At 66.3% G+C, this 15,240-nt stretch carries 15 protein-coding genes; 3 read left to right on the top strand and 12 right to left on the bottom strand.

What is annotated here, in order from left to right; translation table 11 throughout:
- Nucleotides 1-82: 82 nt before the first annotated feature.
- Entirely contained in the window at nt 83-1,570 is a 1,488-nt protein-coding gene (locus ACIBG5_RS05315; protein WP_396390246.1) for an alpha/beta hydrolase, read from the top strand.
- A 54-nt stretch (nt 1,571-1,624) separates the two neighbouring features.
- Here ACIBG5_RS05315 and ACIBG5_RS05310 read toward each other — a convergent pair whose 3' ends face one another.
- From ACIBG5_RS05310 to ACIBG5_RS05280, 7 genes are all read right to left on the bottom strand, one after another.
- Entirely contained in the window at nt 1,625-2,140 is a 516-nt protein-coding gene (locus ACIBG5_RS05310; protein ID WP_396390245.1) for a GNAT family N-acetyltransferase, read from the bottom strand.
- The gene (gene vanX / locus ACIBG5_RS05305) at nt 2,141-2,749 is read right to left on the bottom strand and encodes a D-Ala-D-Ala dipeptidase VanX (RefSeq protein ID WP_396390244.1); all 609 of its coding nucleotides are present in this window, start codon (nt 2,747-2,749) and stop codon (nt 2,141-2,143) included.
- Nucleotides 2,746-3,783, bottom strand: coding sequence for a D-alanine--(R)-lactate ligase (gene vanA / locus ACIBG5_RS05300; protein ID WP_396390242.1), 1,038 nt, complete (start codon nt 3,781-3,783; stop codon nt 2,746-2,748). The genes vanX and vanA overlap by 4 nt, the downstream gene beginning before the upstream one ends.
- Nucleotides 3,774-4,802: a D-lactate dehydrogenase VanH gene (vanH, locus tag ACIBG5_RS05295; protein WP_396390241.1), complete on the bottom strand. Its 1,029-nt coding sequence runs from the start codon at nt 4,800-4,802 to the stop codon at nt 3,774-3,776. The genes vanA and vanH overlap by 10 nt, the downstream gene beginning before the upstream one ends.
- Nucleotides 4,803-4,867: 65 nt before the next feature.
- Nucleotides 4,868-5,422 carry a VanZ family protein gene (locus ACIBG5_RS05290; RefSeq protein ID WP_396390240.1) on the bottom strand — a complete coding sequence of 185 codons (555 nt, stop codon included), beginning with the start codon at nt 5,420-5,422 and terminating at the stop codon, nt 4,868-4,870.
- Between the two features lie 17 nt (nt 5,423-5,439).
- Entirely contained in the window at nt 5,440-6,585 is a 1,146-nt protein-coding gene (locus tag ACIBG5_RS05285; RefSeq protein ID WP_396390239.1) for a lipid II:glycine glycyltransferase FemX, read from the bottom strand.
- Nucleotides 6,582-7,196 (bottom strand): M15 family metallopeptidase, encoded by a 615-nt coding sequence (locus tag ACIBG5_RS05280; RefSeq protein WP_396390238.1) that lies wholly within the window; start codon nt 7,194-7,196, stop codon nt 6,582-6,584. The genes ACIBG5_RS05285 and ACIBG5_RS05280 overlap by 4 nt, the downstream gene beginning before the upstream one ends.
- Nucleotides 7,197-7,283: 87 nt before the next feature.
- Here ACIBG5_RS05280 and ACIBG5_RS05275 point away from each other — a divergent pair, with 87 nt between their 5' ends.
- Nucleotides 7,284-7,958, top strand: coding sequence for a response regulator transcription factor (locus tag ACIBG5_RS05275; RefSeq protein ID WP_360446158.1), 675 nt, complete (start codon nt 7,284-7,286; stop codon nt 7,956-7,958).
- A complete protein-coding gene (locus tag ACIBG5_RS05270) occupies nt 7,951-9,039 on the top strand; it encodes a sensor histidine kinase (protein WP_396390237.1) in 1,089 nt (362 codons plus the stop codon). Before ACIBG5_RS05275 ends, ACIBG5_RS05270 begins: the two co-directional genes overlap by 8 nt.
- Before the next feature lie 46 nt (nt 9,040-9,085).
- On the opposite strand, the gene ACIBG5_RS05265 is transcribed toward ACIBG5_RS05270, so the two are convergent.
- From ACIBG5_RS05265 to ACIBG5_RS05245, 5 genes are all read right to left on the bottom strand, one after another.
- The gene (locus ACIBG5_RS05265; protein WP_396390235.1) at nt 9,086-9,604 is read right to left on the bottom strand and encodes an RNHCP domain-containing protein; all 519 of its coding nucleotides are present in this window, start codon (nt 9,602-9,604) and stop codon (nt 9,086-9,088) included.
- Nucleotides 9,605-9,683: 79 nt separating this feature from the next.
- Nucleotides 9,684-10,514 carry a hypothetical protein gene (locus ACIBG5_RS05260; RefSeq protein ID WP_396390234.1) on the bottom strand — a complete coding sequence of 277 codons (831 nt, stop codon included), beginning with the start codon at nt 10,512-10,514 and terminating at the stop codon, nt 9,684-9,686.
- A gap of 466 nt (nt 10,515-10,980) precedes the next feature.
- Nucleotides 10,981-11,457 carry a (2Fe-2S)-binding protein gene (locus ACIBG5_RS05255; RefSeq protein WP_396390233.1) on the bottom strand — a complete coding sequence of 159 codons (477 nt, stop codon included), beginning with the start codon at nt 11,455-11,457 and terminating at the stop codon, nt 10,981-10,983.
- A 7-nt stretch (nt 11,458-11,464) separates the two neighbouring features.
- Nucleotides 11,465-13,807, bottom strand: a complete 2,343-nt coding sequence (locus ACIBG5_RS05250; RefSeq protein ID WP_396390232.1) for a molybdopterin cofactor-binding domain-containing protein — start codon at nt 13,805-13,807, stop codon at nt 11,465-11,467.
- A gap of 135 nt (nt 13,808-13,942) precedes the next feature.
- Nucleotides 13,943-15,187: a PucR family transcriptional regulator gene (locus ACIBG5_RS05245; protein ID WP_396390231.1), complete on the bottom strand. Its 1,245-nt coding sequence runs from the start codon at nt 15,185-15,187 to the stop codon at nt 13,943-13,945.
- Between the last annotated feature and the right edge of the window lie 53 nt (nt 15,188-15,240).

The raw sequence follows: 15,240 nt of genomic DNA, 5'->3' as shown, positions 1-15,240 counted from the left end.
GTGTAGCACGCGGTGTCGAACTGGCAGCACCTCGTTCGACGCACTGCCAGGCGACGTGATCGACCAACGAGAGGAAGCTCCCATGCCTTCATTCATCGAGCGCTTCCGCGCGCGCAGACGACGGCTGCTGGCCACCGCACTGGCGGCCGTCGCGGCGGCGAGCGGACTCACACTGGGCACCACGCCGGTACCCTCCGCCGCACACGTGGGTGGCAGCTCACTGTCCTGGACGCCTTGTCCCGGAGTACCCGAGCCGGCCCTGGGGCTGGAATGCACCACGGTTCGCGTCCCACTGGACTACGCACAACCTGCCGGCGAGACCATCGAGATCGCGGTCTCGCGGCTGCCGAGCACCAACCCTGCTCGCCGGCGTGGCGTGCTGTTCCTCAACATCGGCGGCCAAGGTGACTCGCAGGCGGCGCTGCCGCTCACGTTGGTGTCGCTGGGCCTTCCTGCCAGTGTGCGGGAGAGCTATGACCTCATCGAGTTCGACCCGCGCGGCATCGGACGCAGTACGCCGCTGACCTGCAACCTGCGGCCCGACCAGGCGGCCACGCTGATCCCGCCGCCGTACGCACGGACGGCCGCGGACGTCGACCAGCGTGCCGCCGACGCCCGGCAGATCGCCGAGCAGTGCGCGCAGTCCAGCACCGCGCATCTGCTGCCCTACATCACCAACACCAACGTCGCGAGGGACATGGACCGGATCCGCCAAGCTCTCGGCGAGCAGCGGATCTCCTACATCGGGTACTCGCACGGAACCTACCTCGGCACGCTCTACGCCGCGCTCTTCCCGAAGCGCACCGACCGGATGGTGTTCGACAGCGTCAGCGGTGTCGGTGGGCTCGATGTCGTCGGTGCTCGGAGGTGGGGCCTGGGATTCGAGCTGCGGTTCCCGGACTTTGCGCGGTGGGCCGCATCTCAGGACGCGACGTACGGACTCGGTGCCACCCCGGCGCAGGTGCGGACGCGGTACCTGCAGATTGTCGACAAGCTCGACCAGGCACCAGTCGCCGGAATCAGCGGGGCCGTTCTGCGCGCCATGACGTACGGGATGCTGTTCAGCGATTCGATCTTCCCGGCCCTGGCGTCGGCCCTGCAGGCACTCGCCGGCGGCCAGGCACCGCAGCTGCCGCCTCCACCCGCGGGCGGAGACTTCTCCGGCATGCTTGCGCTGGTCTGCAACTCCCCCGGTTGGTCTCGGGACGTCGACACCTACCAGCGCCACGTGGCTGTCGACCGGATTCGCTACCCGCTGTTCGGCCCGGCGGCGGCCAGCGTCTGGCCGTGTGCGTTCTGGCCGGCCAAACCCGAGCCGCGAGTAGACATCAGCAAAGCAGGATCGTCGACAATCCTGCTGGTGAACAATCTGCGCGATCCTGCCACGCCGTACGTCGGGGCCGTCGAGCTGCACCGGAAGCTCGGTGCGGGATCCCGCCTGATCACCGTCGACCAAGGCGGCCACCTGTCCTACCTCTTCGGCAACAACACGTGCGCGAAGAACATCGAGACCACCTTCCTGGTCGACGGCAAGCGCCCACCACGAGACTCGTTCTGCCCCGGCACCTAACGCTCGCTCCCGGGCAGCGGTGCGGAATCAACCAACCGCACCGCTGCCCAGTCCTCAGGAACTGCGTCGCACGCTCCGCTCGGGATCATTGAGCAGTCCGCGAGCGGTTCCGCTGAGCTGGTTGAGATCACGCAGGAACCGGGAAGACGTTCCTGCTTGGTCTAGGTAACCGCGGCGTCGGTAGAACGCGTGTGCATCCTGGCGGCGGTCCGCGCTGGTGACCTCCATGCGTACGCATCCCTGGCTTGCAGCGAACAATTCCGCCGCCGCAACCAGTTGGCCGCCGATGCCCTGGCCGCGTGCGTGATCGGAGACGACCAGAGCCATGATCCTGCCGGAGGAGCCGGCGAGCTGGAAGAACGGACAGATGTGGACCGCGAGCAGGCCGAGAAGGTTGCCGTCAGCATCGGCCACATAGGCTGCGCTCGAGGGGTCGTCACCCCAGGTCTGGATTCTGGTTGCTGTTGTCGCGGTGCCGTCCTGGGCATACCCGAGCTGCTCAAGCAGCTCGTTGACGGCGGCCGCATCGGTCGTGTGTGCCGGTCTTATCTGCACGCTGTCCCCGGTCAACTAGGTGATGAGAAAGTCGAAATAGGTGTCTGGGTAGGGTTCGTCCCGCAGTGTGTAATGCCACCATTCGCAGTGGTAGGAGCTGAACCCGCTGGCTTCCATGACAGAGCGAAGGTACGTGCGGTTTGCCGCTTCGACCGGCGTGATTCCCTTGGCTCCATGGTGTGAGACCGAATCCATCAGGTCATGGTCACCTCCCATGGAGGCGAGTTCACCGGTGGTCAAGTGATAGAGCGTCAGGTCAACAGTGCTGCCTCGGGTGTGACCCGACCTGGCGGCCACATATCCCCTGTCGAACATCTCGGCCCTGTCGATCTTCGGATAGTGCCGTAGCTTCGTCCGCCCGTCCTCCGGTTGCTTCGACCAGCGTAGAAAGCTGTCCACGGCGCGCTGAGGGCGATAGCCGTCCCAGAGAAGCAGGCCGAAGCCGAGGGAAGCCGCCGACTCTTGTGCTCTTCCCAGGGCGGCGCACATGGCCGTCGTACCGACAATTCGGTTGGCCAGATACCCGTCGACCGGCTTGCCGGTGAAGTTGTCCCAGGTGGCGTACTTGGCATCCCACCGTACGCCGGGTACGAACTCGTCCACGAAGACAAGGTCAGCTTTCATCGGAGCTTGCCTGTCACCGCCAGCGACACCATCGCGTCGATCACCTCGGCCATCGGCATCCCGGCGGCGGCCATCATCCTCGGATAACGGCTGTACGACGTCATGCCAGGGAACGTGTTGACCTCGTTGAGGACCACCTCACCGTCTTCGGTGAGGAACATGTCCACCCGGGCGATTCCCCTGCAGCGCAAGGCACGATAGATGGCCTTCGCTGTCTCCTGAACGAGCGAACGCGCTTCCGCCGAGATGTCAGCCGGAACGATCGGTGTCGAGTTGTCAGAACCGGTCTCGGGCGAACTCTCCTGATGGATTCGGAAGAAGCCATGAGTCAGCGCGATCCGATCCACCTCGCCGACCACCAGATCCAGATCGTTCCCCAGGACGGCACATCCGACCTCGCTGCCGACGACGGCTTCTTCGATCAACACCTTCGAGTCATACTGCCGTGCGAATTCCATTGCGCTCGGCAACTCTTCCTTCCGGGACACCTTGCTGACACCGAAAGACGAGCCCGAACGGGCCGGCTTGACAAAGACCGGATAGCTGAACTGGTCGGCGTCGATGTTCTCGTCCGCCGAGACCGTCCAGAAATTCGGCGTAGCGATCCCCGCGCTGCCGGCCACGATGTAGGCCAGGGACTTGTCCATACACAGCGCGGAACCTTGGATGTCGCACCCTGCATAGGGGATGCCGGAGAGCTCCAAGAGGCCCTGGATCGCGCCGTCCTCGCCGAGTTTGCCGTGCAGAACAGGCAACACCACGTCCAGACTGATCGTCTCGTATCGTCCCTGCTCCAGGACCAGCAATCCGTGGACGCCTCGGTCCGGCGACAGGACGACCGGACGGCAGTCACCGGTCTCCCAGCCTACGGCCGGGCCGTCACAGAGCATCCACGCACCGCTCGTCGTGATCCCGATGTAGTACGGTTCGTACTTTTCGGCATCGAGGTGTTGTGCGATCTCTTGCGCAGATTTGACCGAGATGGGGTGTTCTTCGGAACAGCCGCCGAACAGAATGCCGATCTTCATATCCATTGCTGCTTTCTGTGTTCGAACGCGAGGCAGTTGGTCAGAGAGTTCTCAACGGTGTCACTCAGGGCACGGTCGGTGTAGTAGGCGGTGTGTGGACTGATCAGCACAGTGGGCAGTTCGTGGAGTCGCAACAACAACTTGCTGTTGATGGGTTCATTTCTGCAGTCGGCGTAGAAGATTCCTTCCTCCCCTTCGAGGACGTCCAGCGCCGCGCCACCGATGCTGCCGCTTTCCAGGGCTGGAACAAGGGCCTCGGTGTCGATCAGAGCGCCGCGCCCGGTGTTGACGATGAATGCGCCGTACTTCATCTGCCTGATACGTTCGCGATTCAAGAGGTGGCGCGTGTCCGCGGTGAGCGGCGTGTGGAGCGTGACGATGTCGCTTTGCTCGAGCAGTTCGTCGAGCCGTACGAAGTTGGCACCCGCCTTGGGCCGCTTGTCATACGCCAGGACACGGCAGCCGAAGCCTCGTAGCCTGTCCATGACTGCGGTGCCGATGCGACCCGTTCCGATGACCCCGACAGTCAGGTCGCGGAGTTCTTTCCCGCGCACCTCATTCAGTCTGTAATCATGAACATCTACACGCCGCATGATGGATTTCGCATCGCGCACCGCCATCAACATGAGCATCAGCGTGTAGTCGGCCACGCTGTCGGGTGAATAGTCGACATTCTCGACGAGGATCCCGACGCTCTCGGCGTACTTCACATCGACGTGGTTGTACCCGACGCTTCTCGTGGAGACGTACTCCACGCCGGCCCGGCTGAGCGCCAGCAGAGTGGGGTTGGTGATCTGGGTCTTGTGACCGACGCTGATGCAGCGGTTTCCGGAGGCGAGGTCGACGTTCGCTTCAGATACTGCCTCGGCTGTGATGGTTGGCGTGACCGCACAACGAGGAGCCAACTCCCGGAACAGAACCGCCTCGTCCTGCCCGCATCCAAAGATCGTGATTCCCGTGACCGGGGCGGCCGAGGTGGACGACGCCAGCCATCGAACGAGAGCCGCTGGTTCGCTGTAGGTCATGCCACCCAGTCAAGGGGGCACGGTGTTGTCCGCCTGTATGCGGATTTCGATACGCCGACGAAATGCTAACGACGGGTAACCCGTGGCCGAGTGACGACAGGAATGCACCACCAGCGGAACGACGCCAGCGCGGCCAGCCCGGCGCCGGCGGTGTTGAGCAGTACGTCGTCCACCGAGGACACCCGGTCCAGCCGCAGGACGTACTGCGCGACCTCGACCAGGATCGAGCAACCCGCCGCGAGCGCCAGGATCCGCGGAACCGACGCCAGCGCGGCGAACCGGAGGGGGACGAAGAACCCCAGCGCTGCGAACACCAGCAGGTTGCCGGCAACCTGAGGCGTCGACATCGTGAGTAGGTCCCGCAGCGGTACGAGGCTCACCCGGCCGGGGACCTCACCCGCGCGGCTACCCGGCAGCAGGATCATCCATACCCACGGCACCGTCCCGTAGACGATGCCGACCTCCGCGAGCGAGGTGCGCCACGGCCGCGTTACGCCAGTGGCTTTCCGCCGGTGTGCCAGCACCCACACCACCAGCGCGGCCAACGGCAGCAAGGCCACGGTCAGGAAGGCAACGCCAGTGAACGTGTCGAACCAGCGGTCCCACCCGTTGATGATCACGCGACCCCCACTTTCCGTCAGGTCATGGAATCTAGTCGTCCGCGCCGCCTGATGGACTCGCGCCTGCTCATGTAGAGGTCGAAGGCCCGGTAGACCATCGGCCGCAGCGGCAGGTCCCACTCGCCGACGTACCTCACAGCCCGTCCACCGGTGCCGACCTTGAACTGGATCAGCCCGAAGTGCGGGTCGTCGGCGTCGAGGGTTGAGGTGATGCCGCGCAGATTGTAGACAACGCAGCCGGCCGCCAGCGCGTCGCGGATCATCGCCCACTGGCAGGCGTTCGATCCGCGCACCTCACGCTTCTCGGTGGAGGAGGCGCCGTAGGAGTACCAAGCCTGGGCGCCGACGCGGACCATGATGGCGGCGGCGACCAGGTCGCCCCGGTGGCGGGCCCCGTAGAGCCTGATCCGCTCGGGATCCTCGGCACTCATCGCCGCGACCATCGTCGCGAAGTAGCGCAGCGGCCGGGGCGTGAAGTGGTCGCGCTCGGCGGTGTGGACGTACAGGTCGTGAAACGCCTCCAGATCCTCGCCGACCGTGACCTCGACGCCCTCCTTGGCTGCCCTCTTGACGTTGCGTCGCCACAGCTGGTTCATGCCCCTGAGCAGGTCGTCCTCGGTCCTACCGGCCAGCGGAAGCTCGAAGTTGTACTGCGGATGCCCAGCGCCGAACCCGTTCTCCGGACTCTGCAGCAGCCAGCCGGCGTCCCGCAGGTGGCTGGTTACCCGGGCACCGACCGGGTCGACGCGCTGGCTGGGTAGATCGGTGAGCCGCTCGATGCCCGGGTCAGCAATTCCTTCCTTGACCTGGGCAGCACACCAGGTGTCCGTGCGTACCGGCGGACCGAGCCGGATCGCGAACGCGCCGCGTGCCTTGAGGTACGCCGCCAGCGGGTCGAGCCACGCGTCAATCTCTCCGGTCCACTCGATCACCGGCCCCTCTGGCACATAGGCCAGCGTGTAGCGCTCGAGCCGCGGTACGGGGCGGTGAAGCACGAGCCCGGCGCCGACCAGTCGCCGGCCGTCGTACCAGCCGAGAGACTCGCTGCGCCACTCCGTCTTGACGCTCCCCCATGCCGGGGTCTGCAGGAAACTGACCGACCGATGTGCCTGCACGAACGCCAAGTGCTCGGCGGCGCCGATCGGCTGGACAGTCAGGGTCACTGCTGCATCCTGGGGTCGTGCGTAGGGTCGGCGTACCTGGGTGGGCAACCGTGATCGACGGCCTCAGGGCGCAGTTCGTAGTGCCAGGGCTCGTTGTCGTAGATCTGACACAGTCCGTACGCAGCGCCGTACTTGGCCAGCCACGCGGTCGCATCTGACCGCCCGATGTCGATCGCCTGCCCCAACACATGAGGCGACGTGGCTGGGGTCGCCACCCATCGGGCTGCTTCCTCCCTCGAGCCGTACTTCGCGACCGCCTCACTGAGCAGTTGCTCCTGGTACGCCGGGGAACGCCAGCCACTGTTGACGAAGAACTCGACCCCGTCGTCCGCGGCATCCGTCGCGGCCTTACGCAGCGCACCGAGCAACTCCGGGTCGAGGTTGGCCACACCGGGAATCTCGTCGTCGAACACCTTGACGCCCGCAGGGACGAAGCCATCGGCCAGTGCACCGTGGCGAGCGTCGCTGGGCGATGCGACCGGGAATGAGAACGTCGTCAGCGACTGGTGGATGAAGACGCCGACAAGCGCCACATTGGCGACGACGAATGCCGCGCGGACGGTCAGTTTGGTACGGCGGCCTGCTGTCTGTGCCGGTTCGCTGGCGGACATGCGTTCAGTCAAGGCAGCGTGCTGTTGCCGGCGCGTATCCGGTTTTGGATACGCCGACGATATGGTCCGGCTCGTACCATCAAGAGTGTGCGCGTGCTGATCGTCGAGGACGAACCCGAGATGGCGGACGCCGTCCGCGATGGCCTCCGCCTGGAAGCGATCGCGGCCGATATCGCCGGTGACGGTGACACGGCGCTCGAACTGCTGAGCATCAACACCTACGACATCGCCGTACTCGACCGCGATATCCCCGGCCCGTCCGGCGACGAGATCGCCAAGCGGATCGTTGCCTCTGGCAGCGGTATGCCGATCCTCATGCTGACCGCCGCCGACCGGCTCGACGACAAGGCCTCCGGGTTCGAACTCGGCGCCGACGACTACCTCACCAAGCCCTTCGCGCTCCAGGAACTCGTGCTCCGGCTCAGAGCGCTCTACCGCAGGCGCGCCCACAACCGACCACCCGTGCGGGAGATCGCCGGTCTCCGGGTGGATCCGTTCCGCCGCGAGGTCTACCGTGACGGCCGGTACGTCGCGCTCACCCGCAAGCAGTTCGCCGTACTCGAAGTCCTCGTCACTGCCGAAGGCGGCATCGTCAGCGCCGAAGCGCTCCTGGCGCAGGCGTGGGACGAGAACGCGGATCCGTTCACCAACGCCGTACGCATCACTGTCTCCGCCCTGCGCAAACGCCTCGGCGAGCCCTGGATCATCGCGACCGTGCCGGGCGTCGGCTACCGCATCGACACGGGAGACGAGGGTGGATAGAGAGCCTGGTTGGAGCGTTCGCCTCAAGCTCACCCTCAGCTACGCGGGGCTCGTGATGCTTGTCGGTGTCTCGCTGCTCGCGGTCGTGTGGGTGTTCCTGCTGCGCTACGTACCGGTGGTGCTCTTCCCCTCGCCCATGTCCATACCCAACCGCTCCGACCTGATGGCGGCCTTCCTCCCGAAGGCCATCATGATGCTGATGTTCCTGCTTGTCGTCGGCCTGGTCGGAGGCTGGATTCTCGCCGGCAGCATGCTTGCGCCCCTGACTCGCATCACCAATGCCGCCCGGCAGGCGACGAACGGATCGCTCTCGCACCGGATCATGCTGGAAGGCCGCCAGGACGAGTTCCGCGAACTCGCCGACGCTTTCGACACCATGCTCGCCCGGCTCGAAGCACACGACGCCGAACAGAAGCGATTCGCGGCCAACGCCTCCCACGAACTGCGCACCCCACTGGCGATCACGCAGACCCTTCTCGACGTGGCCCGCAACGATCTGAACGGCGACAACCGCGCACTGGTCGATCGCCTTCACGCCGTCAACACCAGGGCGATCGACCTCACCGAAGCATTGCTTGTACTGAGCCGCGCCGACCAACGGTCCTTCACCCGAGAACACGTCGACCTGTCCCTGCTGGCCGAAGAAGCCACGGAAACGCTCCTCGCACTCGCCGAGAAACAGGGCCTCACCATCGAGACGTCCGGCACCGTCACGCCCACCATCGGCTCCCACGCGCTGCTGCTGCAGCTGACCACGAACCTCGTGCACAACGCGATCGTCCACAATCTGCCCGACCACGGCACCGTGTGGGTCACGACCAGTGCCCGCCCCAGGACCGTACTGCTCACGGTCGAGAACACCGGCGAGAGTCTCACTCCACAGCTGGTGTCCACGCTGGCTGAGCCGTTCCAGCGCGGCACCCAACGCATCCGCACCCACCACGCAGGCGTCGGCCTCGGCTTGGCCATCGTCAGAAGCATCACCCAAGCCCACGACGGAACCCTCACGCTCACTCCCCGCCCCTCGGGCGGCCTCCGGGCAACTGTCGAACTACCCGCCGCACCACACCCCAGCGTCTGACGATCAGGGGAAGCGCCCGGCGCTTCCCCTGATCGAATGGCCTCACTCAGGCCTTGGCCTTGCGTGCCCTCGGCTTGCGAGGGGCGGGATGCGAACCGTTGCCATTGCCCTCCGTCTCGGACTCGGCCGCGAACGGGATGAACGGCATGGTCAGCGGCAGCGCCGCCAGCCGCATCAGGAGCAGGACGTTGTCATCACCGGCGGTCTTGTTGAGCCGGAGGCGGCCGCAGTTGGTGCACCGGTGGATGAGGACCCAACGGCCCTCGCCGCGGACCGTGACCGCGATCGGTTCCATACCGCCGCTGCAGTCGGCCTTGCGATCACCCGGCACGTTGCGGTCGAGATGGCGCGACCACAGACAACTCGGGCAATGATTTCGATGGGTAGTTCCGGGGGCGTCGAGAGAGACCTCTACGCCGCAGTGTTCACAGCTGAACGAACGTGCGAATGCCAAGCCAAAGACCCTTTCAGAGCGAAGCTGCTGGACAAGACAGACATCGGCTTCCCTCCTCCCGGTCCGCGCCGACTCGTCCGGCGCACGTCCCCCCAGCAGATCAGCCCCCATCCCCACCGTCAATCGATTAACGGCGCCCGCTTGGACGAAGCGTCATGGTTCGAGCAAGCTCAGCAGGATCCGCGCCGCATCAGGACTGCGCGAGCTGCGGGATGAACGCGGCGAGCGCACTGGTGAGCAGCGGCGACAGGACCGCGAAGCCGGTCAACGGATTCCGCAGCAGGGAGACGTCGAGGTGCAGGAGTGCCTCGAGTCGACTCCGCGCATCTACCCACGCCTCTGTCGGCTGACCGTCCCACGGGAGGGGGTACGCACCATCCACAACACCTCGGGCACATCGCCGCCATGCTGCGACCAGTGGCACATTCAGCACCGCTGCCAGTACGGCGAACAGCGCACCGTAGTACAGGACGTTCGCCGCAGGGAACTCGTCCGCCCGATCCGGATGCACATCGAGGAACGCAGCACGCAGTGTGCTCGACGTGACGATGGCCGCGACCACACCGATCACGAACGCCCCAACGCACAGCACCAGCAGATCCCAGAGACGCAACATCTGGAGGATCACTTCACGGTGCGGGCTATCAGAGTCGATCGGGCCGCGAGATTCCTCGCCTGGTCTCGCCGGGATCGGCGGCAACTCCCCGATCCGATGCTGTAGGACCTGGCAGGTGTGCAGCGCGAGCCAGACGAGCACGAGCCACGGAATCGCGGCAATCAGTGCGCTCACCAACACAACACCTGTCCGGGCGTCGAGATTCTGCACCGGAACGTCGGGGTTGGCGCCGCCGGCAACGATTCGGCCGGCAATCACAACCCCGAGTCCCGCCGCGGCACAGATGACGTACGTCCAGCGCAGGGACTTGGAGGCGTCGATCCCCCACGTGTCCGCGGCAACCAGAACACGGATCGCCGTCACTGCCAGCCCGACGAACACCAGGATCGCCGCAGCCCCGACCATCCTCCAGACCATCCAAGGCACACCACCGACGAAGGCCTCGCTCTCCGCCGAACCCGTCGAGTCCCCCGCCCCAAGCACCGCAGCCAGCGCAAACAAGAGCACAATCGCGCCGACAGTGACAACCGGCGGCCCCAGCCCCGGCCTCCCTCGTGCATCCCGCACAGCCAGCCCCTCCTCCGCCGCCGACCAGCGTTACTGTCCCGAGACTTCAGCCGGTTGGGGCATCCGACCCTCCCGCGAGTCGTTGAACGCAGTGTGCACCCACCGACTCCTGATGAACAAGGGGCCGGCCGACTGAGACCACGACCACCGTGGTTGCCCTAGGCAACGCCTGCCCGTGCGGCTGAGGGGTGTTCTGCGGGCTCGTGGTGGATTCGGCCTCTGGTGGTTGACAGGGCGCGGCCGGTGGCTGCGGAGCGGGCCGCGTCGGCCTCGACACAGCCGCCGGACAATCACGCACGCTGCCTCACATGTCCTCGGCGCCGGCCTTGATGGCCTCGCGGATCCGGGAGTAGGTGCCGCACCGGCAGATGTTGCGCAACTCGTCGAGGTCCGCATCGGTGATCTCGCGGCCTTCCGCGTGGGCCTGCTTGACCTTGGCCACGGCCGCCATGATCTGGCCGGGCTGGCAGTAGCCGCACTGGGAGACATCGTGGTCGAGCCAGGCCTGCTGCATCGGGTGCAGGTCTTTGCCGACGGTCGCCGGCAGGCCTTCGATCGTCGTGATCTCGTCGGCCGGCTCGATGTCCTTGACCTGCACCGAGCACGGATTGAAGGCCTTGCCGTTGATGTGAGAGGTGCACGACTTGCAGACCTCCAGCGCGCACCCGTACTTCGGGCCGGTGACGCCGAGCAGGTCGCGGAGAACCCACAGCAGACGAACGTTGCCCTCGGCCTCGACGCTGATCTGCTTGCCGTTGAGTGTGAAAGTGTGGGTTGCCATGGATTCCTCAGAACGTGTGGTCGAGACCGTCGGTCGGTGACTGCGGGGTGGACGGCTCCAGCGGCAGCGGTTCGAAGCCCAGCTTGCCGTGGTTGATCGGGAAGTACGTCGGCATCGTCCCGGTGGCGCGGGCGTAGGCACACGCGACCGCGGCGAAGGCCGGGGCCACCGCCAGCTCACCAGCACCGCTGGGGCTGTCGCTGGTGTTGGGCATGATGACCACCTGTACGTCCGGGGGTGTGTTCCACTGCCGGGTGTAGAAGTAGTTGTCCCAGCTGCCTTCGAGCGGCATGCCGTTCTTGATGTGCAGACTCGAGGTCAGCGCGAGCGCGATGGCGTCCTGCAGGCCACCGATCATCTGCGCTTCCAGCCCGCGCGGGTTGATGCAGAACCCGGGATCGACCACGATCACGGCCTTGGTCACGCGCGGGCCGCTCACGCCGTCCCGAATGGGTCTGTTCACCGTTTCCGGCCGGCAGTCGATCTCGACCAGGGTCGCGACCGCACCGCGGTACTCCGCGTGCACCGCGACCCCCTGCGCCGTGCCTTTCGGCATGGCCTTGCCCCATCGGCCGACCTCGGCCGCCTTGTTCAGCACCGCCAGCAGTCGCTTGTCCTTGAGGAAGTTGCGACGGAACCGCACCGGGTCCTGGCCGAACTTCGCGGCGAGCCGGTCGACCACAAGCTCCTCGGCACACACGACGTTCGGCGAGTAGATGTTGCGCATGCTGCCGGTGTTGAACTTCAGCGGGATCTCGTTCAGCAGCTGCGTGGTGACACCGAAGTTGTACGGCGAGGACTGGCTGAGCGCGAAGATCGTCTCGGCGAACGAGAGGTTGCCACTGACCGGCAGGTCCGCGGCGAACGCGGTGATCATCTCTCCGAGCCCGTGACCGAAGTCCGTCTCCACACTGGTGTGCCGCTGCTCGTAGCTGAGCACGTTGCCGGCCAGATAGTTGACCCGGACGCGCGACGTACACATCGGGTGGACGCGGCCCTGGCGGAAGTTGTCCGTGCGCGACCACGACAGCTTCACCGGCTTGCCCATCTTCTGGGAGATCTCCGCCGCCTCGGCCGCCACATCATGGAACAGATGCCGGCCGAACGAGCCGCCGCCCTGGATGACGTGCACCTTCACCTCGTCGACCGGCAGACCGAGCCGTTTGGCGATGTCCTCCTGGGCGACGATCGGTACCTTGAGACTGGCCCAGATCTCGGCGCTGTCCGGGGTGACGTCGGCGATCGCACAGTCCGGTTCCAGCGGGCTGTTGCTGGCGAAGGCGAAGACGAACTCGGCGTCGATCGTGTTCGACAGCAGCGGCGGCACGGCCATCGGCAACTGGGCCGCACGGAGCTTCGCCAGCACGGTGGCGTCGGACTCGCCGTCCACAGTTCCGGGGCCCCAGGTCGCGTCGACCACCTGGATGGCGTCGATGCACTGGCCGAACGTCTCGCCTCGGATCGCCACACCGTGGGTGATGGCGGCGACATCCGTGATACCGGGCATCGCCCGTACGGCGGCGAGATTGTTGACAGACTTCACGGTGCCGTTGATCGTCGGCGGCCGGGCCACCATGGTCGGCTTCGCGTTCGCAACCTGCAGATCCGTCCCGAACTGCTTGCGGCCGGTGACGATGTCGTGAGCGTCGACGCGGTTGTGCGGGCGCCCGAGGATGCTGAACTCTGACTGGGGTTTGAGCTCGGCGGACACCTTGATCGTCCGGGAACTGGCGGCCGCCCGGGTCAACGATCCGTACGTCGCCGTACGCCCGCTCGGTCCACTGACCACACCCTTGCGAGTCGTCACCTTGCCGGCCGACACTCCCCAGTGCGCAGCGGCCGTTTCCACCAGGCGCTGCCGAGTGATCGCAGCGGCTGTGCGTACCGGGAGGTACATGCTGCGCATCGAGTTCGAGCCGCCGGTCAGCTGATTCATCAGCAACTCCGGCCGGGCATCGGCGAGCCCGATGGTGACCTTGTCCATCGGCAGGTCCAGTTCCTCGGCGACGATCATCGCGATCGCCGTGGTCATGCCCTGGCCGACCTCTGCCCTGGGTACGGCGAAGTACGCGGTGCCGTCGGTCTTCAGTTCAACCGAGATCAGGCCCGAGGTGGGCGCGGCCGCGAGCTTCTGCAGATCGCCGAGGTCGAAGATCTCCTCGGGCTGCGGCAGTGAGGGAACCGCGGCATCCGCCGGCCGGGGATCGGCCGAGCCGGCGATCCAGCTCACACCGACCGCCAGGGTCGGCGCGGCGAGAATGTACCCGAGCACGCGACGGCGGCCCAGCAGGCCACGCTCGCCGGCCGGCTGTTGTGTTGACTCGTCCGGCGACCGACGGTGTTCGGCCATGAGGATTCCTCCGTGTTTCGACCAGTGCAGGGAACGCAGTCTGACAGCGGAGAAGGCGCCGCGGCATGGCCAGAACGCCTACGTTTGGCCCGGCCGGACTGTGCACAACGCACAGCGGCAGAGCTCAGCGGATCATCAGCGGCCCTGCGGCGGAAACAGCCTGACGGCCCGGATCGCCAGGCCGAGATCCAGGTGGGAGGCGGCGTCGGTGAGGTCCCGACCGGTGATCTGATGGATCCGGTGGAGGCGATTGATCACCGTGTTGCGGTGGCAGTACGCCAAATCGGCCGTGCGCCGGACGGAACCGCCGGCGGCGACCCACCTCTCGAGGGTGTCGAGCAGTAGCTCACGTTCGGCTGCCGGCACCTCCATGAGCGGCACCAGCCACGTCTGGACGAGTTGCTCGGCCAGCTCCGGGGCGCTGAGCAGCAATGCCTCGGGGAGCCGTTCGGTCAGCGACGCGACCCCGGTCTCGCCGCTCGGCAGGGTTCGCCGGGCCAGCGTCGCCTGACGGTACGCGACATCCACATCGGCAAGTCCTGAGACGACGCCTGACATGCCCGCGGGCGCGCGGACGGCGTCGCGCAGCGATCGGAGTACGGCGTCCTGAGACTCCGCGCCCAAGGCAAGCAACCCGACGACCGTGTGCGTTCGCACCTGCCACGCCGAGCCGACGTGGACGCCGGCCAACCGCCGTCTGAGCGACGCGACCGTGCACTCGTCGTCGACCAGGTTGTCGATCGCCACCACGGCGTACGGGCCGTTCACCGGTACGTCGAGGACGGTCGCGGCCTCCTGGACGAACGCCCGGTCCTTCGCTCGGCCGTGCAGCAAGCCTTCCCAGAGCGTCGATCTGCGTCGCTCGTCGGCGCGGACGAGTTGGCGTTCCGCGGTGTGATACTCGGCCGCGACCTGCGACGACGTACTGTCGACGACCTCCCAGACCTTGCTCGCGATATCCAGCAGGGCATCGGAGTCGACCACGCCCTGCGCCCGGGCCTCGTCGATCAGCGCCTCCCACACCAGCCGACCGCCGAGCCGGAACGAGCGCAGTACGTCGTCCAGCGGTATCCGCTGCTCGGCCCGGCGGCGTCCCGTCTCCCGCGCCGCATCGAAGTACTCGTCAGCCGCGGATCCGCCGAGCCTGCGGTCGGTGTCGGCGATCATCTGGACGACCCGGGCGACGTTGTCATGACATGACCGCCACAGGTCGTCCGGCGGAACCGAATCCAGCTCGCGATAGGCGGGGTTCTGCTCGTAGATGGTCTGCACCAGCGCGTCGGTCACCGGCCGCAGGTGAAGCAGCAAGCTCCCGGCCAGCGCCTCCGCGGTCCGCGGCACCACCGTCCGCCCGACGTCCCGCCGTACCACCTCACTCATAGTCGGCACAGCATCGCACACCGTTGCCACGCCGCACAGTCCTGGCGGCGTCG

Origin of the sequence: Kribbella sp. NPDC050241 (assembly GCF_044459685.1) — a bacterium.
GTDB lineage: Bacteria > Actinomycetota > Actinomycetes > Propionibacteriales > Kribbellaceae > Kribbella.
This window is presented reverse-complemented; position numbering and strand designations above follow the sequence as displayed.

Excerpts from the sequence above, each read along its gene's own strand:
- ACIBG5_RS05280 (WP_396390238.1), bottom strand. The coding sequence starts at position 7,196 with ATGTCCGCCAGCGAACCGGCACAGACAGCAGGCCGCCGTACCAAACTG.
- ACIBG5_RS05250 (WP_396390232.1), bottom strand. The coding sequence starts at position 13,807 with ATGGCCGAACACCGTCGGTCGCCGGACGAGTCAACACAACAGCCGGCC.
- vanA (WP_396390242.1), bottom strand. The coding sequence starts at position 3,783 with ATGGATATGAAGATCGGCATTCTGTTCGGCGGCTGTTCCGAAGAACAC.
- ACIBG5_RS05245 (WP_396390231.1), bottom strand. The coding sequence starts at position 15,187 with ATGAGTGAGGTGGTACGGCGGGACGTCGGGCGGACGGTGGTGCCGCGG.
- ACIBG5_RS05255 (WP_396390233.1), bottom strand. The coding sequence starts at position 11,457 with ATGGCAACCCACACTTTCACACTCAACGGCAAGCAGATCAGCGTCGAG.
- ACIBG5_RS05260 (WP_396390234.1), bottom strand. The coding sequence starts at position 10,514 with ATGGTCGGGGCTGCGGCGATCCTGGTGTTCGTCGGGCTGGCAGTGACG.
- vanH (WP_396390241.1), bottom strand. The coding sequence starts at position 4,802 with ATGACCTACAGCGAACCAGCGGCTCTCGTTCGATGGCTGGCGTCGTCC.
- ACIBG5_RS05315 (WP_396390246.1), top strand. The coding sequence starts at position 83 with ATGCCTTCATTCATCGAGCGCTTCCGCGCGCGCAGACGACGGCTGCTG.
- vanX (WP_396390244.1), bottom strand. The coding sequence starts at position 2,749 with ATGAAAGCTGACCTTGTCTTCGTGGACGAGTTCGTACCCGGCGTACGG.
- ACIBG5_RS05265 (WP_396390235.1), bottom strand. The coding sequence starts at position 9,604 with ATGGGGGCTGATCTGCTGGGGGGACGTGCGCCGGACGAGTCGGCGCGG.